This window comes from Protofrankia sp. Cas3 (genome assembly GCF_963555955.1).
Classification (GTDB): domain Bacteria; phylum Actinomycetota; class Actinomycetes; order Frankiales; family Frankiaceae; genus Protofrankia.
In genome coordinates, this window is sequence record NZ_CAUVXP010000012.1 from 43,692 (window position 1) to 61,269 (window position 17,578).

The following is a 17,578-nucleotide window of genomic DNA, read 5'->3' on the forward strand; positions in this document are numbered from 1 at the left end:
GGTTGGTCGCACGCCCTTTGGCGTGATGCCTGCGATGATCGTTAGCTGGTGCGTCGAGCTGGGCGTACACCGGCGGCGCGCAGTGCCCCGGACAGGTCCGCGACCTGCGCGTCCCGGCTGGTGAGCGGCTTGAGCCCCAGGCTGCGTTCGATGGTCGCCAGGATGGACGTCGTGTCGTAGACGGTGTGGTCGACGCCGGAGTGCGGCAGGGACGTGCTTATCACCAGTGCGGGGACGCGGGTCCCCGGTCCGAACTGGTCATGAACGCCCCGGGTGGAGCGGCCCTGGCCGGGCGGGGAGACGTGGTCCCACTGGCCACCGAACTCGTCATAGGTGACCACGACAAGTGTGTCCTTGGCTTCCGGCCCGGTTTCGATCGTCCTGAGCAGGTTGACGAGGTGGTCACTCCCGTCCGGTTCGCTGGCGTACCCGGGGTGCTCGTTCTCCGCGCCATAGGGTTTGACAAAACTCACGGTCGGCAACGTGCCGTTTTTCGCAGCCGCGATGAACCTGGTCTCGTCCTGCAGATGGGCACGGCCCGGCTGTCCCGGGGCGTAGGCGGCGAAGTAGTTGAGCGGTTGGTGGTGATACTGGAAGAGGGAGCCGGGATGTCCGGCCTCCGCGTCGTCCCAACCGCCGGAGTACCAGTTCCAGGAAACACCGGCACTGCTCAGCCGGTCACCGATGTTCGGATATGTGACGTCGTCGATCAGCGGAAGTCGGATTGTGCTCGTACTGTGCGGTGGGCTCGTCGGTTGGATGGTGTTGACCGCATAGTCGCCGCATGCCACCGTGGGATCGGCGTTCGGGCCGCACACCTGGGTCAGCCGTCCGTCCTTCACACCGATGGTGGTCGGTTTGTACAGCGGGTAGCTGTTGGGGAATCCGTTCGCGTCCACGACCGAGTGCAGGTTCGCGTGCGCGCCGCCTGGACCGGCGCTCGTGTCGATCGGGGCCCGCGCGGCGACCAGGAACTGGTGGTTCAGGAATGAGCCACCGAATGCCGCCTGAAAGAAGCGGTCGGCGATCACGTAGTTCGGGGCACCCGGGCTGTGGAGGTACGTGTAGATCGACAGTGAGGTGGTGCGGTAGACGCCCATGGTCAGGCCCACCGCGTCACTGCCGGTGACGTAGCGGTTCTGCCTTCCCCCGTTGATCTGATACTGCTCCTGGTAGAAACGATGCACCAGGTCACGGGTGCATCCGCCGGGCTCGCTGCCGGGGCTGTGCGCGAGGACACCGTCGTCCGGCTCGACCCCGGGCGCCGGGCAGGTTCTGGCATCCGCCGGAATGTATCTGTCGATCGTGAACGGTTTGTTCGGGAAATGGCTCACCGGAACCCCGTTCGCCGCGTCCACACAGGCTGTGGGCAATGGGCTTGGCGCCGTCAGATTCACGTCGTTCTGCAACAGACAGGTGTAGCGTTTGCCGTCCTGTGTGATCTGGGCCGTGCGCGACCGGTCCGCGTACCTCAGACCGTCGACCCGCTGGCCGCCCACTGTGCCCCACTGGCCGTAGAGATTGTCGAAGCTGTGATTCTCTTCATAGATCACAACGAGGTGCTTGTACCCACCGAGAACCGAACCATGCCGCCCGAGCCCCCCGTGATCTTGTGGGTTGGCAAGTGCTCCCGGAGCCATTCCGAGTCCGACTGCCACGGTCGCGCCTGCTGCGAGAACGGCCCGGATCACCTGTCCTCTTCGCACATTTCCTCCACGCTTCCTGGACTGCTTGGGGTCTCCGGCCGCGCGAAAATAATCGTATTCGCGTGACCTTCGGCCTACTGGCTGCCTCCACCGGGCAGTCGGAAGGAAGAGTATGCGGGCGCCGCGCCGAGCGTGGACCAGAAGACGTAATGCCGGCGTTTGTCTCGCAAAGAACAGGTAGCCTTACGAGCTCATGTCTGGGCCGCCTGAATGGTATTAAGAACGACCCACCCGCGGACGCCGCGGATGGGTCGACACGATCAGTCAGGGCATGATCGGATGATCTTCGTTTGGAGGCGGGGTGCCTCCCTCCGCCGCCTCGCGATCTACGTACCCCAGTCCCACTCTTTGATCCACGCCCCTGTTGCCGGGCGTTCTTATGGGCGACCGTGGTGTTGGCCATCTCCGGTCGCGCCGATCGCCGGTTCGCTCGTGCTGGCCGCGCCCGTCTCGACGTGGCCCGCCAGCCGACGCAGGAAGGTGCTGTCCCGGTCGGAAACCACTGACAGGTCGTACCAGCAGTTGCTGTGCCGGATATCCGCGGTGTGGACGACGTGTGCGCCGGGCTCGACCTGGTAGCTGGCCGGGTGGGCCGGGCTGTAGGTGTCGGTGATGGTGAGCCGGACGGACGTGGCGCCGTTGTTGCCGAGGACCAGCCGGAGTTCACCGTCGTCCCCGCCGCGGCGTGCGTCCACCTGCGCTCCCGCGACGCCCACACGTCCGATGAACTGCCGGAAGAAGCCGTTGGGCCCGTGCACCGAGAACTCGTAGGCGCCCTGGTTGGCCGGTGCGATGGTCCAGCTTCCGGACAGCGCCCGCCCTGCCTCGACGGTGTAGGTCCACGGGCCGTCCGGTTGGGTCGTGGAGGTGACGTAGAAGTTCGCGCCGGCTTTGCCGTAGTTGCTGAAGTCGATCCGGACACGGTTCTTGGCCGCGTTGGTCCGGCCGTCGACGGCCAGGTCGTAGGGCAGCGGCCGGGCGGGGCGCAGCCCGGGTTCCTGCTGGGGCAGCGCCGGATTCGCCGGCGGCTTCGGCACGTAGTCGTCGTGCCTGTTCTGGTCCGGCGGAAGGTAGCCATGGGTGTCCGGGAGCGGTGCCACCCTGGCGTTGGTCCGCGAGAAGTCGAACGCCGCGGTCAGATCACCGCACACTGCCCGGCGCCAGGGCGAGATGTTCGGCTCGTGGACCCCGTGGCGCTGCTCGATGAACTGCACGACCGAGGTGTGGTCGAAGACCTGGGAACATACCCAGCCGCCCTTGCTCCAGGGCGACACGACGAGCATCGGGACCCGCTGCCCCAGACCGTAGGGGCCGGCGACATGTGTGTCGGCACCGGACGGGGTGAACAGCTCGCCGCTGATGTCCGCGGTCGACTGGCCCCGCGCCGGGGATGACGGCGGGTACGGCGGAACGATGTGGTCGAAGAAACCGTCGTTCTCATCGTAGTTGATGAACAGCGCGGTCTTGCTCCACACCGCGGGGTCCGCGGTCAGCGCGTCCAGCACCTGGGCGATGTACCAGGCGCCGTAGTTGACCGGCCAGTTCCCGTGCTCGCTGAACGATTCGGGGGCAACGATCCAGGAAACCTGGGGGAGTTTGCCGGCCAGCACGTCGGCCTTGAAGATGTCGAAATAACCGTCACCGTGCTTGACGTCGGTGCCGGTACGGGCCTTGTCGTAGAGCGGGTTGCCCGGGCTGGCATTGCGGTACTGGTCGAAGTACAGCAACGAGTTGTCGCCGTAGTTGCCGCGGAATGCGTCCTCGATCCAGCCCCAGCCACCGGGTCCGTCGAGGCCGTCGCCGATGTCCTGGTAGATCTTCCACGAGACCCCGGCCTTCTCCAGCCGCTCGGGGTAGGTCGTCCAGGAATAGCCGGCTTCGGCGTTGGTGATGACCGGGCCACCGCCGGTTCCGTCGTTGCCGACGTAGCCGGTCCACATGTAGTAGCGGTTCGGGTCCGTGGGGCCGATCAGCGAGCAGTGGTAGGAGTCGCAGATTGTGAACGCGTCGGCAAGCGCGTAGTGGAACGGCATGTCCTCCCGGGTGAGGTAGGCCATGGTCACGTCGGTCTTGGCCGGTACCCACCGGTCGTACCGGCCCTGGTTCCAGGCCTGATGACCGCTGTTCCAGTCGTGCGGGATGGATTCGAGGAACTGCATCCCCAGGTTGTCTGCGTCCGGCCGGAACGGCAGGACGTCCTTTGTGCCGTCGGACTGATACCAGACCGGCTTGCCGCTGGGCAGGACCACCGGCCGCGGGTCACCGAACCCGCGCACGCCGCGCAGCGTACCGAAATAGTGGTCGAAGGAGCGGTTCTCCTGCATCAGCACGACGATGTGCTCCACGTCGCGCAGGGAGCCGGTACGGCGGTTCGCCGGGATTTCCGCCGCGCGGGCGATGCTGGGCGAGAGTAGGGACATGGCGGTGCTGCCGCCAGCAATCTGCAGGAGTCTTCGACGGTTGACGCTTGTCATGAGCGGCCTGCCTTCCGGCGCCTGCGGCGCCTGCGTGCGGGAGTCCGGAGGACAGTTTCACCAGATGATCGAGAACGCGCTACTGCGAACGGGGAAAAACGCCGAGAAGCGTGGACGAAGACGATCTCGTAACTGATTTCATGATCGATATCGTTCTGGTCGGCCGCTACCGGTGCGCAGCGCGGATCGTTTCGGGTGGCCCGGGACCATTGTGAACGACCGGTTCAGACGACCGGTTCAGACGACCATGGTCATCGCGAGCGCGGTGCCCACCCACGCGGCGGCGAGAACGGCGGCGGGTATCCGGAGCCGGCCGTCGGTGCCCAACAGGACGACTGCGGCGAACACGTGGAGATCGACAAGCTGGCGAAAGGATGCGGGGGTGCGCAGCACGAAACCGGACAGAGAAATGGCGAGCAACAGTGCGAGTACAAACCCGACCCGCATCTCGAAGGTTCCTGTTGGCCCTGTTGGTCCCGTTGGTCCGGTCGTTGTGTGGAGCCGCGCGACGGCCAGTCCGGCTGTCACGCCCAGCGCTGCGAACTGAAGCAGCGCGAGGATCGCGAGCAGGGTCGGCAGCATCGCACCGGGATGTCTCGTGACGTCACCGAACCATGCCACTGCGGACGGGAACAGCCCGGTCAACGGTGTGACGATGTTGTCCCCGGTGCCGGCGAGCATCGGGACGCCATGGGCATTCCAGACACACACCAGCTGCCACAGCCCGAACGTGATGATCGGCAGTGCCCAGACCCGTGCTCCGCATGGTCTGGATACCCCCCGCCGCCATGCGGCGAGGTGGCCGACGGCCATCGCGACGACGGCCAGCAGGGCTGTCTCCCTGGCGAGCACCGCGACGGTGAACGCCATGCCCGCCACGGTCGGGCGGTGCCGACGCCAGGCGAGCAGTCCAGCGACTACCCCGACCGCGGCGACGATCTCGGTGAGATCACGGCTGAGACTGAACAGGAAGCCGGGAAATCCCGCGAGCAGGAGACCCCACAGCGGACGTCGACCGTGGTCACGGGCCAGAATGCCCCCGAGAAGGCCGAGTGCGGCCAGCGCCAGAATATTGACGGCTACCAGAGCGGCGGCGACCCATTGCGACCGCCCGGCGGCAAGTAGCCAGCTGAGCGTGGGGTACGCGATGCGCTGTAGTCGCAGTGGTGAGTCGATCACAATTCCGTGCGCGTCCACGCGGAGGTCGTATGGGGCCAGGGCCAGGCGGTAGGCGAACTGGCCGTCGTACCCGCCGCCCGGAAAGACATGCAGGTCGGGCGGCGCGGCGCTCGGATCCACCTGAGCACGCCCGGCAACCACGAATCGGCTGATGTCACCGTGCCCGACCGCCAGCAGGCGAGCACCGGTCACCGCGACCGCCAGAATCAGCATGACTATACCGGGTGACCACACACTGTCGCCGCGGGTCGAAACACCGACCCGCGGCCTATCCGTACCTGCCTGCCGCATGAATCATCCGTACGGGTTAAAGGAAATGATAACGGATGGGGCCGGAGCCTGGTGGATCGATGATGAACGTCGACTATGCCATCCGCCGAAGGTGGCAGGAGCTGGGGTCGGCGGTACGACGAGGCGATCATTATCGCATCGGCTGTGCGGCCCTGACGAGTGGAAGGTTGACATCCCAGAAAGCCACAAATCAGACACAGGATGTATGTCTACCTTCCACTCGTGCCGGGGTGCCCGGTGCCGGGCCTCGCGAAGCGATGGTCTGGCTCCGGGGATACGCGAGCCGGACAGATGCTTCACACACACGCACTGGCGCAGGCCGCCGGATATGCCGTCACTCGGCGGCGATCGGCTCGCCGCACCATTGCTTGCCATCCGTGCCACGGCCGCCGGGTACCACCTCGAAGGCCGTCGCCGTGTCGTTCACCCGCACGAAGAAGTAGCACCGATTCACCTGGATGGAACTCGTCGCCATGTCGACGGTTTCCGCGAGCAGGCCGTCGGCATTGTAGTTGTGGACGGCCCGCAGCGACTGGATGAAGCCGTTCCGGGTGGGACAGTCGCCGGCGGCTGCCAGACCGCGGAGGAAGAGATCTGCCGTGATGTAGCCCACGACAGCGGTTCCCTGATCCGGCGGATTGAGCTCGGGTGCATACTGCACCATCGCGTTTCGGTATGCATCCAGGGCTGCGGAGTGTGCCTCGAACGGTGTGAAGCCGATGTAGACGGCCATGCCGGCGATGGACTGGCCGAACTGCGGCAGTAGACTCGGATAGTAGCCGTCCGGGCCGAACGCGGCTTTGATCGGTACCCCGGCAGCCCGCGTCGCCTTGACCACGTTGGCGAGCCCGGTTCCCGAGATCGCACCGACGATCACATCGGCGCCGCTGCGCCGGATATCGGCGGCGACGTGAGCCGGGTCGGTCGAATTCTCCGAGTAGTCGCCGGTGCCCACGATCCGGATACCCTGCGACTTGAGACTGGCCTCGAGTTTCGCTGCCGCCGTCCGGGACGACGCCCGCAGGGTACTTTCCAGCAGGTACGCCCGCGTGCCGCCGTTCTGCTTGGCATACAGCCCGAACGTGCTCACGTTCGAGCCGTCGGCGTACTGGTTTGAGACGGTGAACATATTCGAATATTTGCCCCATGTTGAATCGGTGACGAGACCGGTAACCGGGACGCCCTTGGTACTGAGGTACTCGGCTGAGCCGCTGACGAACGACGTCTCCTGAAGAATCCCGAAAACACCGACGTTCTCGATGAGGTCGCGGGACGCGGTGAGGTTCTTGGTGGCGTCCGACTCGTCGTCGCGCCATTCGATGCTGATCTGTCGACCGCGGATGCCGCCGGTGGCGTTCGCCACGCCGATCCGCGCCTCGACGCCGCTGCGGACGGAGCGGAACACCGTGGCGAGGATACCGGTGTTCGGGAAGACTAATCCGACCTTTAACTCCTTCGGGGTGACGCCGGGAGCACTACACGCCGTTGCTGCCCCGGCTGCCCCGGCTGCCTCGGCAGCCCCGGATGTCGCGCACGCTGACGTCGTCAGCGCGACTATGAGGCTGGTGGCCGCGACGCCGACCCACAGCTTCAGAGGACGATCCATAACGCTCGCAATCCGTTACTATAAGTAAATTTTCAAAATAATTGTTATTCTTATCATAGGAGGCATGGTTGACCCCCAGCGGGTCTGGTTGTTACGGAACCGATCCGTTCTGTTGCTGCCTGGATCTGATCCGACTCCGGCGCACTGGCCCGGCCCGGCCCGGCCCTGAGCTGTGACTTGACGGCGACTACATATCGCCTGCATATTGCAGGCGTAATTGTTACCTTGACGATTCGGGACGTGCCTGAGGACATACGGGACGCGCTGGGTCAGGACGCCGAGCCCCGCGACGCCGCGTCCGCTATTGCCGGTCGCTCTTGGTCTCTGCAGGCATTCCTGCTGGGTGTACTCACCCGTCAGGCGCAGTTCGGCCGGAACCAGCAGCTCCTGGCTACGATCGACCGTGACCTCACCCTCGTGATCTCTGACGGTCGCCTGGCGCGTGCGGCGACATCCTTTTGCAGTGTGGAGCTGGTGGGGTAGGGACCGGGCCGGGACGGTCGACGAGCAGCGTGACGAGCCGGCCCAGCTCGGCAACCGGGTCGTCGGTGAGACCGCTGTGCACCTGCGATGTCTGCACGATCGTGCTCCGTGGTGACGTCAGCCACCGGAACCGCTCACCCGGCGGCAGCGCGCCGGCCGGGCCCGCCGCCGGCCCGCCCGTGCACACCTGCTCGAACGCGGCGAGGTTCGCGGACACCACGGTGTGGTCGAGGAACGGGTCGAGGGCGGTCAGCCGGTCGGCGTCGACCGCGCACCGGGCCTGCAGGTAGCCGGCGCGCTGGCACCACAGCACCACCCCGACGTTCACACATTCACCGCGTTCGACCCTCGGGACGACCCGTACCACGGCGTATTCGAACAGGTCAGCCACCGCGGGCCGCCCGCAGCCACGCTGGCGGTCCGGCCGGCTGGTTGGCGGGCTGGTCATCGAGCTCCACCGACAGCGTCATCGCGCGCAACCACGGCCGGTCACCGCCGACCCGGGCGAGCAGCCAGTCGACGTAGACGTCCGGGGTGACGTCCAGCCACGCCGGCGGGACTTGGGCGAGCACCTCGCCCAGCAGGTCCGCCTGGACGAGTGGGGCGAGCTCCGCGTCCACGGCCGTCAGGGCGTCGGCTCCGGGCAGCAGGACGTGCTCCTGCCAGCGCGGCAGCACCCGGTCGACCGCGTCGGCCGCCCCGGACCAGTTGTGGTGTACGTACAGCGCCGCGCCGTGGTCGATGAGCCAGAGCCGCCTGCCCCAGACGAGCAGGTTCGGGTTCCGCCACGACCTGTCCACGTTCAGGGTCAGCGCGTCCAGCCAGAGCACTCGGGCGGCGAGGGTCGGGTCGACCTGGAAGGCGAGTGGATCGTAGGTGATGGACCCGGGCAGGTAGTCCATGCCGAGGTTGCTGCCCGCGCTGGCTCGCAGCAGCTCCTGGATCTCCTGATCCGGCTCGGTGCGGCCAAGCTGCGGGTCGAGGTCGATCACGACCAGTTCGGGCACGGGCAACCCCAGCGCCCGGGCGAGTTCGCCCACTACGACCTCGGCGACGAGCGCCTTGGGACCCTGGCCCGCTCCCCGGAACTTCACCACCCACGTGCCGAGGTCGTCGCCCTCCATGAGGCCGGGCAGGCTGCCGCCCTCCCGCAGCGGGGTGGCGTAGCGGGTCGCCGTCACGGCACGCAACATACGGATCAGTGTGGGCGCTGGTGCCCCTGCCCGCGTCAGGGGGCCGGTGCTGCGGTACGGCCGACAGAGGATGCGGCAGGTGTCAGCCGTCGTAGTGGCGCCAGTCGATCCAGGTGGACGCCCAGGAGCCGCGGCTGCCGCGGCAGATCCAGACCGACGTGCCCTGCTCCTCGTTCTCAACATCGGCGCCGTTGTCGAGGTGGCGGGCCAGGGCCACCGAGTCGAACCGTTCCCCCAGTCATGACTGGGAGTAGCCGACCGCGATCGCAGTGGTGTCGTCCCGCGCAGGCCGGTCGAAGAACCACAAGGAGTTGTGCCCGCTGAAGGTGCGGGTCGCGGTGTCGACGGTGGCGAAGCGTTCCAGGGCGCCGGCCTCGCCGTAATTACCGGTCACCACGACGGCCTCGGTGCGTTCGGCCGCCGGCAGCGGGATCACCGCCACCAGCCCGACAGCCGGCAGCGCTCGCCGCAGCCGCAACGGCCGGCCACGCACACCTCCTCGCGTCGCAAGTCGGACTGCCGCGGCTGCGAACAGAACCGGGTAGAAGCCGAAGGCGTAGTACGGCTTGCCACCCACCACCAGGTAGAAGGCGAGCAGCAGCAGGTATCCGACGGCCACCGGTCGCCAGCGCCGGCCTTCGGGCGAGCGCAGCAGCCACAGCAGGCCGAGCAGCCAGACCGGGGTGAGGAACGGGTTGGTCATCAACGCCTGCAGGGGGATGAACGCCAGACCGGCGCCGAGCCCGCCGTCGTCTCTCCGCAGATCCGCGAAGATCTCCAACTGTGGCCAGCCGTGGCCGGCCTGCCAGGCGAGGTACGGCGACGCGATCGCGCCGGCGATCACCATTGCGGCAGCGAAATGCGGTGTGGCCAGCAGCGTGCGGCCGCGGCGGTCGGTCAGGAGGCCGACCAGACACACCGTGGCGAGCTGGAGCACGGTCGCCTTGTTGAGCAGGCCGACGCCCGCGAGCACGCCGACGACGAACCACAGTCGGGCGTCCCCGGTTCGCAGCAGGCGCACCAACGTGAGTAGCAGGGCCGTCCAGAACACGAGGTCGAAGGTGGTTGTCGAGTGCAGGTGGCCGATCGCGATCGTGACGCCCGAGCCCGCGACACAGGCTGCGGCGAGGATCTGGGCCGCCCGGGATGCGGCTGCACCAGCGAGCTCGCGGGCGATGAGCCCGGCGAGCACGACGGCCACGCCGACCGCCAGCGCCGGCAGCAGGCGCAGACCGATCAGACGGTCGCCGAAGACCCGCTGGGCCAGCCCGGCGAGCGCGACGGTCAGCGGCGGCTGGTCGACGTAGCCCCAGGCGAGATGCTTGGACGCGGCCAGGAAGTACAGCTCGTCGCGGTGGTAGCCGTACCGGGCGGAGACTGCCATTTCCACCGTAACCAGAACGGCGGCAACGACGAGCAGGCCGGACCATGCAGGCCGCGCCAGGCAGGCGGCGGAGGGCGGGCTTTCGGCGGACACCAAACCATGATGACCGGGTATTTCAGCCACAAAAAGATGCCCTCACGGCGAGGTGTCGAGGTGCTCCCTGCCAAGTCGCTTCGGTGCGCGGGCGAGCCACGCCTCGACTATCAGCTCGTCAAGATCCGCGAGGCGATCCGTTCGAGGCGCACCAGGACCGCCGGGTGGCCGTCGAAATGCGGGGTGGTGAAGCCTTGTTCCTGACCCACCCGGGGGGATGCCGGGCGAGGTTGACCGCTTCGACGAGAAGATCATCGTGTCGTTGGCTGTACCGCCGTGACGAGTGGAAAGTTGACATCCCAGAAAGTCACAAATCGGACACAGGATGTACGTCTACCTTCCACTCGTGGGCGGGAGGGGCTCCCGGTCATCATCTGGATTGAACTGCGGTAGGCCGCCCATCCCGCCGTAGACATCGGCCACCAGGCCGTCGGGTGCGACGGCCTGCGCCGTGCGAAGGAGCGCTGCGTTCGTAGACCCCGCGCGAAGGCTGCCGTAGATCATCAGAAGGTGGCGGGTCCCTGCCACGACATCAGCCTATGAGGCGGTACCAGGCGTGGGTCTGGCCGCCAGGTCGTGCGGCCTTCGGCCGTGAACCCGATGACGAGCAGGTGGCAAGCCTGTAACCCGTTGCCGTCACGTCTGCCCCGGGTTGCAGTTGTTTCCGATACTGGGGAGGCTGCGATGGGGAAGCCGGGTGTGCTGATCGGCACGGAGCGGATCGAGCCGACCCATGATGATCGGGAGTCGGTCACCGCGGCCCAAGCGGCCGTGACCGCGGCGGTCGGTGCCGAGGTGGTCCTGAAACTTGCCGACGGCACCTATGTGCCCCTCCCGCCCGCGCTCACCCGGCTGGTTGCGGCTTCTCTCCGCGAGCTGGCAGCTGGTCACGCCGTCACGATGCTGCCGTCCGAGGCGTTGTTGAGCCCCGCGGAGGCCGGCGAACTCCTGGGGTTGTCGCGGCCGTTCGTGAGCCGGCTGCTCGACGCCGGAGAGATCCCCTTCGAGCGACTCCCCGGGAGCCGGCACCGTAGGGTGCGCCTGTCCGACGTTCTCGCCTTCCAGCAACGGCGCGAGTCCAGGCGGGAGGGTCGGCGGGCCATCGCCGAGGCGGCCGACGCGGCCGGCATCCCGTACTGACCGGCCGAGGCGCTCTTGTCCATGACGCGGGTATTCGTCGATACGAACGTACTCTTCCCGTTCTCCGTCATGGATCTCATGCTCGCGCTCACCGAGGACGGCATCCACAACATTCTCTGGACCGATGCGCTCCTGGAGGAGTGGGAACGGGTCATCGTGCGTTCGGGGCGGCGGTCGTTGTCCTCGGCGGCCGCAATCACCGCGGCGGTGCGGAAATTCTTCCCCGAGTCGGAGGTTCCGTTTGGCAAATTTGCCGATCTCATCACTGGCATGCCCGGAAAAGATCCGGGCGACCGCGTCCACATGGCAGCAGCGGTCGCCGGGCACGCAACACATATCATTACCTACAACATATCCGATTTTCCCGAGGCTCCACTCACAGAATACGGGGTCGCGGTCACTGACCCGGACACCGGCGGGTTCAAACGGTCGTAGCGACGCTCCGATAGGATGATCTCGGCAACGTCGACAGACTGGATGATGAATGGCCCTGCGCGAGGTGTTGAAAATCGAGGAGCGGGAAATCATCTCCCGGGAACTGAGCCGGCACAAGTCGGCGCGGTATATCGGGCAGATGCTCGGCCGGCACCATTCGACGATATCCCGGGAGATCGACCGGAACGGCGGGGCGCCGTGGTTGGCGCAGACGGTCGAACAGCGCCGTTTATGCTCTGACTCCGTCACGTTCGGGGTGCGATCGCAGAATAAGCCAGCTAGGCACCAACGAAGCGAACAACGCGACGAGGACCATGACACCCGCGATGGTCGCTGTCGACCGCATGGGCAGGATCAGCGGGATGTCCGGGACGAGGCGGTGGATGGCGCTGTGTAGTGTCAGCAGATTCGCGACGGTGACGGCGCCCGCGAGCATGATGCCGATGGCGGCGAGCAGGGATGCTTCCAGGGAGATGATCTGGAATATCTGCCCCCGGGTCGCTCCGTTGAGACGCAGCAGGCCGAGTTCGCGCGTACGTCCACTGATCCAGATGACGAAGGCGTTGGCGAGCGCCAGCGTGCTGTAGGCGCCGGCGATGCCGAGCAGCACGATCAGGCCAAGCCTGTTCTGTTCGGCCTGTTTGTCCACTTGGGCCGCCGTCCAGGCTGCGGTGGTCGTGACGGTGGCGCCGGTGGGGTTCGCGGCAGCCCGCAGCGCGGTCAGCGTGGTCCTGGGATCAGCGTGTGGGCGCAGGCGGATGTACATCCGATCGGGCATCGAGGATCCCGCGTTGCGCGGGCTGACGACCATCTGGGGGCCACTCAGCCCGGCGGTGAACACGCCGATGACACGCAGCGAGGCGGGGGTGCCGTCCGCACGCCAAATGTTGATCTGGTTTCCAACCTGCTTATGCCAGGACGTGTCTAGCGCCACAGTCTGGTCGTTCAGGCCCTTGAAGCTGCCGCTTCGCAGGGGAAGGGTCAATGCGTCCGCGGTGTCGACACCGATCGCCGAAACCGGGATTGGGACTGGCGCTTCCAGGTGCAGGGAGGTCAGTGCTGGCTGATAGGCCAGCAGACGTGTCTGCGTGACCGCGGTCGCGTCGACGCCGGGCACCGTGTGAATCGTCGCGAGGAGCTGGTCTGTCAGCCCGGGAGTTTCGGATGGCAAGACGACGAAACGTGCGGACGCTGCCTGGCTGCGCGCCTCATTGCTCTGCGCCGCTGTGGCAGTTCCCGTGGCGCCCAGAACGGTGGCCGTCAGTCCGACGGTGATCAGGACCGGGCCGACGACGGCCGCCGCCCGCCTGCTTTTGGCCAGGAGGTCTGCTCTGATTAGCGTGGTGACGGCGCTCGGATGACGGCGTAGCGGCCAAGTGGTGAGGTGCGCGAGCGGCCGGAGGAACACCGGCGCGAGCAGGCTGGTGCCGCCGACGGTCAGCAGGGTGAGCGTGATGTCGGTCTTGAGGTCGGCGGCGCCGTTCGGAAAGACGTACACGATGGCCAGCGCGGTCCCGGACCCGATGAGCAGCAGGGCCGCGCCGGGCAGCCAGCGAGTCAACGCGATGGATGTCGGTTCGTCGGTTGCCTCGATGAGCGCCTGGAGGGGGTGGATCCTCCCGGCGCGCGCGGACGCGAGAATCACCGAGCAGAGAGTGATCGCGATGCCACCGAGGAGGGCGAGCGTGAGGCTGGTCAGGCATCGGGCGGTGAGGTGGACGGAGAACTCGCGGGGAGCCAGCCCGTGCCGGGCCATCCAGGCGGCCAGCGACGGGCCCGCGACCAAGCCGAGCAGGCACCCGGCCGCGGAGCCGAGCGCTCCGACGAGCAGGGCTTCCGCGCAGACAAGCCTCATCACCTGTCCTGGGGTGGCGCCCACCGTGCGCAGCAGCGCCAGCTCGCGACGGCGCTGCGCGACCGCGCGGCCCAAGGCTGAGGCGGTGAGGTAGGCGCAGACGCACCCGGACAGCAGCGTGGCGATGCCGAGGAAGGTGACCAGCGCGGTCAGGTCCATCGCGTCCTGCAAGGCGTGCGGATCGGCCTGGTGACGAGCCGCGCCGGTCAGCACGCGCAGCCCCGGCACGGCGGCTGCGCGTCTTGCGGTCTGCGGATCATCGGGTACCAGGGCATCGACGCCGGGGGAAAGCCGGGCGGCTTCGGCGTCGGAAAGGAAGAGCGGATGCTCCGCTCCGGCCACCGCCGGCGATGGCCGGGCTATCCCCGCGACGATCATCTGGCGTGCGCCGTGGTGGGTGAGCACGGTAAGCCGGGCTCCGAGCCGACCCGGGTGCGTGAGCACGATCTCGTCGTCTGCCACCGGCGGTCGGCCGGAGATGAGCGTGTATGGCGCGAACGCGGCTGATGACCACCCGTGTCCGACCTCGTCGGCCGGGTCGCCGAGCACCTGGGCATAGAACGTTCGGTCAGGTGTCGCGGCCGGGAACCGCGCCACAACGGAGGCGGGAATCTCGGGCTGTTCGGGAAGGGCGACCGCTTCGGTCGTGCCGTACCTGTCCTGGACATGCAGGACGGCCTCAGCCTGGATTACCTCCGGGACCGCTGCGAACCGTTGGGCGCGTTGATACGAACTGCCCTCGGCCGCCGTCACCAGCACCAGCGTCATGGTTGCGATCACGCAGACGCCCAGGGTCAGGGCAACGAGCGAGCTGGCAAAGGCGACCCAACGAGCCCGCAGGGTCGCCGCCGCGATACTCAGCATGCGTGCATCCCCTCCAGCGGGAGCAGGCATGCGGCGACATCCTCGGCGGCCGGAGCCTCCAGCAGCTCGGCCACCCGGCCTTTGGACAGGACCACGACCCGGTCCGCGCGCGCGGCCACCGCGGGATCGTGGGTGACCAGAACGATCGTCTGTTGGCGCTCGTCCACCAAGCGCCGCAGCGCGCCCAGCACCTGCTGGGAGGCGGCTACGTCGAGTTGAGCGGTCGGTTCGTCTGCGAAGAGCACCTGCGGCTGGCTGACCAGCGCCCGGGCGATCGCGACCCGCTGCTGCTCGCCGCCGGACAGCTCGCTGGGTTTTGACGCCGCCCGGTCCGCCAGCCCGACCGCGCCGAGCGCAGCTCCGATCGCCTCCGGATCCGGCCGGTGCCCGATCAGTCGCAGCGGCAGCTCGACGTTCTGGCGCAGGGTCAACGAGGGCATCAGGTTGAAGGCCTGGAAGACGAAGGCGGTGTGGTCTCGCCGAAGCCTGGTGACCGCGGTCTCGGAAAGCCCGGTCAGCGCGATGCCGGCGAGTGTCACGGTGCCGGAGGTGGGCCGGTCCAGTCCGGCGGCGCAGTGAAGCAGCGTCGACTTGCCCGACCCAGACCGTCCCACCACCGCAGTGAACGAGCCAGCCGGAAAGCTGACCGTGACATTGGTCAGCGCCGTCGTGGTCTGGACCTTGGAACGGTAAATCTTGGTTACCGCGTCGAGCCGCACCGCGTTCATGCTGGTCATCCAACCGGCTGGACCCGGGCCAGGCACGGCGGCAGGACCCCGTCTTCAGGTATGGCCCGCCCTACCCAGGACGGTATGGCAGGAGCTATCGTCCGGCGGCAGCCGCAGACTTACCCTTGTCCGGTGGGCCCGATCGCTGCGATGGCTCGGCGGCGCTTCCTGATCTCGGCGTGGCCGTGGCGGGCGGCGGTGTACCTGCTGACCGGATGCATCCCAGGGACCCTCGGTCTGGCGATCCTCACCACCACCTTGATTGTCGGGGGCGTGCTGTCTGCCGTGCTGATCGGCCTGCCGATGCTGGCCGCGGTGGCGTTCGTCGGAGTGCCCATCGCCGGTGTCGAACGATGGCGGCTGCGGCTGATCGACCCGCGGCCGATCGAGGATCCGCATCGTCCGCCGCACCAGGGCGGCGTCGTCGGCTGGGTACGCACCCGGGCACAGGAAGCCGCCACCTGGCGGGAACTCGTCTACACCCTGCTGCTGGTCACGCTGCTCTGGCCGCTCGACCTGGCGGCGGTCCTCGGACCCGTCGGCGTGTCACTCGGGATGATCACCGCGCCAGCGCCGGTTCTGATCGCCGGGGGGCAGCGGGAGCTGTGGCCGGGGATGACCATCAGCACGCCTAACCAGGCCCTCATCGCGTTCGTCGCCGGCCTGCCGCTGCTGATCGGTGCGGTCTATGCGATCACGGCGTTCGCCGTCGCTCAGGGTGCGTTGGCCCGCAAGCTTCTCGCTCCCCGCGACTACGAGCTCCGCGGCAAGCTCGACGAGATCACCCGTTCGCGCGCGAGGCTACTCAAGGCCTTCGACGCCGAGCGGCGCCGGATCGAACGTGATCTCCACGACGGGGCGCAGCAGCAGCTGACAGCCCTGTCGGTGAGTCTCGGCCTGGCTCGCCTCGACCTGCTCCCCGGACCCGCCGCGGATCACATCGCGCACGCCCACCAGCAGGCCAAGCGCACTCTGACCGAACTCCGGGACCTGATTCACGGCATCTACCCCCAGGTCCTCACCCAGCGGGGCCTTGTCGCCGCGGTCCAGGACGCCGCGGACCGTTGCGCCGTACCCCTGGACGTCGCAGTCCACCTCGACCGCAAGCTCCCACTCGCCCTGGAGACAACCGGCTATTTTGTGGTCTGCGAAGCAATCTCCAATATCATCAAACACAGCCAAGCGACGCGGGGCTGGATCCACAGCAGCCTCACCGGTGACACCCTCGTTCTCCGAATCGGCGACGACGGCATCGGCGGCGCCGACCCCAGCAATGGCAGCGGGCTGACCGGACTGATCGACCGCAGCGCGATCGTCGGCGGCACCGTCATCCTGTCCAGCCCCACCGGCGGACCCACCCTACTGACCGTGGAGCTACCATGCCCGCCCACCGGCGCCTACGCGTAGTCCTCGCCGAGGACAGCGCCCTCATGCGCGACGGCCTCACCACGCTGCTGACCCGCTTCGGGCACACCGTCGTAGCCGCCGTACACGACGCCACGACCCTGATAGACGCCGTCGACACACACCGGCCCGACGTCACGGTCACCGACGTACGGATGGCGCCCACCTTCACCGACGAAGGACTGCGCGCCGCCATCAGCCTGCGCAAGACGTATCCGGACCTTGCGGTCCTCGTTCTCAGCCAGTACATCGAACCGCACACCGCCAGCGAACTGCTCAACATCGCCGACGGTCGTCGCATCGGCTACCTGCTGAAGGACCGGGTCGGCGACGTCACCGAATTCGTCGATGCCCTGCACAACGTGGCCGCCGGCGGCACCGCCGTCGACCCTCAGGTCATCCGGCGGTTGCTGCAACGTCACCACGACCCGCTTCGACCTCTCAGCCCCCGCGAACGGGAAGTCCTCGCGCTCATGGCCGAGGGCCGATCAAACGCGGCCATCGCCCGAACCCTGGTGGTCTCTGACGCCGCGGTCAGCAAACATGTCGGAAACATCCTCACCAAGCTGGACTTTCCACCAGATGACGAGGACCACCGCCGAGTCCGCGCCGTGCTCGCCTACCTGCGATCGGCTCGAGAGAGCTCACCCACGCAAGCCGTGGCGACTCAGCAGCGCCCCGAGACCAACCGCGACGCCAACCGGTCCAGCCGGCATCCGTCAAATCAGCGGGGAATGGGCTGA

Annotated in this window: 13 protein-coding genes and 3 pseudogenes; 5 read left to right on the forward strand and 11 right to left on the reverse strand. The window is 67.4% G+C overall.

Annotated elements, in window-relative coordinates:
* Positions 1-41: 41 nt before the first annotated feature.
* The 9 genes and pseudogenes from U9983_RS04330 to U9983_RS27715 all read right to left on the reverse strand — a co-directional run.
* The gene (locus tag U9983_RS04330; protein WP_322752772.1) at positions 42-1,691 is read right to left on the reverse strand and encodes an alkaline phosphatase family protein; all 1,650 of its coding nucleotides are present in this window, start codon (positions 1,689-1,691) and stop codon (positions 42-44) included.
* A 392-nt stretch (positions 1,692-2,083) separates the two neighbouring features.
* Positions 2,084-4,180: a phosphocholine-specific phospholipase C gene (locus U9983_RS04335; RefSeq protein ID WP_322752773.1), complete on the reverse strand. Its 2,097-nt coding sequence runs from the start codon at positions 4,178-4,180 to the stop codon at positions 2,084-2,086.
* Positions 4,181-4,417: 237 nt separating this feature from the next.
* Entirely contained in the window at positions 4,418-5,572 is a 1,155-nt protein-coding gene (locus U9983_RS04340) for a hypothetical protein (protein WP_322752774.1), read from the reverse strand.
* Positions 5,573-5,984: 412 nt separating this feature from the next.
* The gene (locus tag U9983_RS04345) at positions 5,985-7,256 is read right to left on the reverse strand and encodes an ABC transporter substrate-binding protein (protein WP_322752775.1); all 1,272 of its coding nucleotides are present in this window, start codon (positions 7,254-7,256) and stop codon (positions 5,985-5,987) included.
* Positions 7,257-7,665: 409 nt separating this feature from the next.
* Entirely contained in the window at positions 7,666-8,130 is a 465-nt protein-coding gene (locus U9983_RS04350) for a DUF3037 domain-containing protein (RefSeq protein WP_322751853.1), read from the reverse strand.
* Complete coding sequence (locus tag U9983_RS04355) at positions 8,123-8,932, reverse strand: HipA family kinase (protein ID WP_322752776.1); 810 nt, start codon at positions 8,930-8,932, stop codon at positions 8,123-8,125. The genes U9983_RS04350 and U9983_RS04355 overlap by 8 nt, the downstream gene beginning before the upstream one ends.
* Positions 8,933-9,014: 82 nt before the next feature.
* A complete protein-coding gene (locus tag U9983_RS04360; protein WP_322752777.1) occupies positions 9,015-9,149 on the reverse strand; it encodes a hypothetical protein in 135 nt (44 codons plus the stop codon).
* A gap of 21 nt (positions 9,150-9,170) precedes the next feature.
* Positions 9,171-10,409 carry an ArnT family glycosyltransferase gene (locus tag U9983_RS04365; protein ID WP_322752778.1) on the reverse strand — a complete coding sequence of 413 codons (1,239 nt, stop codon included), beginning with the start codon at positions 10,407-10,409 and terminating at the stop codon, positions 9,171-9,173.
* Between the two features lie 42 nt (positions 10,410-10,451).
* Positions 10,452-10,600, reverse strand: a pseudogene (locus tag U9983_RS27715) (MmcQ/YjbR family DNA-binding protein); the annotation flags it as partial.
* Between the two features lie 493 nt (positions 10,601-11,093).
* Here U9983_RS27715 and U9983_RS04370 point away from each other — a divergent pair.
* The 3 genes and pseudogenes from U9983_RS04370 to U9983_RS04380 all read left to right on the forward strand — a co-directional run.
* Entirely contained in the window at positions 11,094-11,549 is a 456-nt protein-coding gene (locus U9983_RS04370) for a helix-turn-helix domain-containing protein (protein WP_322752779.1), read from the forward strand.
* 21 nt (positions 11,550-11,570) lie between these two features.
* On the forward strand, positions 11,571-11,984 hold the full coding sequence (locus U9983_RS04375) for a PIN domain-containing protein (protein ID WP_322752780.1): 414 nt from the start codon (positions 11,571-11,573) through the stop codon (positions 11,982-11,984).
* A gap of 49 nt (positions 11,985-12,033) precedes the next feature.
* A pseudogene (locus U9983_RS04380) lies at positions 12,034-12,159 on the forward strand (helix-turn-helix domain-containing protein); the annotation flags it as partial.
* A gap of 54 nt (positions 12,160-12,213) precedes the next feature.
* Here U9983_RS04380 and U9983_RS04385 read toward each other — a convergent pair.
* Both U9983_RS04385 and U9983_RS04390 read right to left on the reverse strand, forming a co-directional pair.
* Positions 12,214-14,703, reverse strand: a complete 2,490-nt coding sequence (locus U9983_RS04385) for an FtsX-like permease family protein (RefSeq protein ID WP_322752781.1) — start codon at positions 14,701-14,703, stop codon at positions 12,214-12,216.
* On the reverse strand, positions 14,697-15,440 hold the full coding sequence (locus U9983_RS04390) for an ABC transporter ATP-binding protein (protein WP_322752782.1): 744 nt from the start codon (positions 15,438-15,440) through the stop codon (positions 14,697-14,699). The genes U9983_RS04385 and U9983_RS04390 overlap by 7 nt, the downstream gene beginning before the upstream one ends.
* A 141-nt stretch (positions 15,441-15,581) precedes the next feature.
* Between U9983_RS04390 and U9983_RS04395 the strand changes: the two genes are divergently transcribed.
* Positions 15,582-16,838 (forward strand): sensor histidine kinase, encoded by a 1,257-nt coding sequence (locus U9983_RS04395; RefSeq protein WP_322752783.1) that lies wholly within the window; start codon positions 15,582-15,584, stop codon positions 16,836-16,838.
* Positions 16,811-17,467: pseudogene (locus tag U9983_RS04400) on the forward strand (LuxR C-terminal-related transcriptional regulator); the annotation flags it as partial. The gene U9983_RS04395 and the pseudogene U9983_RS04400, both read left to right, overlap by 28 nt.
* Between the last annotated feature and the right edge of the window lie 111 nt (positions 17,468-17,578).

Bases quoted from the DNA above. Each gene is read 5' to 3' on its own strand.
- U9983_RS04335 (WP_322752773.1), bottom strand. From the start codon at position 4,180: ATGACAAGCGTCAACCGTCGAAGACTCCTGCAGATTGCTGGCGGCAGC.
- U9983_RS04345 (WP_322752775.1), bottom strand. From the start codon at position 7,256: ATGGATCGTCCTCTGAAGCTGTGGGTCGGCGTCGCGGCCACCAGCCTC.
- U9983_RS04370 (WP_322752779.1), top strand. From the start codon at position 11,094: ATGGGGAAGCCGGGTGTGCTGATCGGCACGGAGCGGATCGAGCCGACC.
- U9983_RS04375 (WP_322752780.1), top strand. From the start codon at position 11,571: ATGACGCGGGTATTCGTCGATACGAACGTACTCTTCCCGTTCTCCGTC.
- U9983_RS04390 (WP_322752782.1), bottom strand. From the start codon at position 15,440: ATGACCAGCATGAACGCGGTGCGGCTCGACGCGGTAACCAAGATTTAC.
- U9983_RS04355 (WP_322752776.1), bottom strand. From the start codon at position 8,932: ATGTTGCGTGCCGTGACGGCGACCCGCTACGCCACCCCGCTGCGGGAG.
- U9983_RS04395 (WP_322752783.1), top strand. From the start codon at position 15,582: ATGGCTCGGCGGCGCTTCCTGATCTCGGCGTGGCCGTGGCGGGCGGCG.
- U9983_RS04340 (WP_322752774.1), bottom strand. From the start codon at position 5,572: ATGCTGATTCTGGCGGTCGCGGTGACCGGTGCTCGCCTGCTGGCGGTC.
- U9983_RS04385 (WP_322752781.1), bottom strand. From the start codon at position 14,703: ATGCTGAGTATCGCGGCGGCGACCCTGCGGGCTCGTTGGGTCGCCTTT.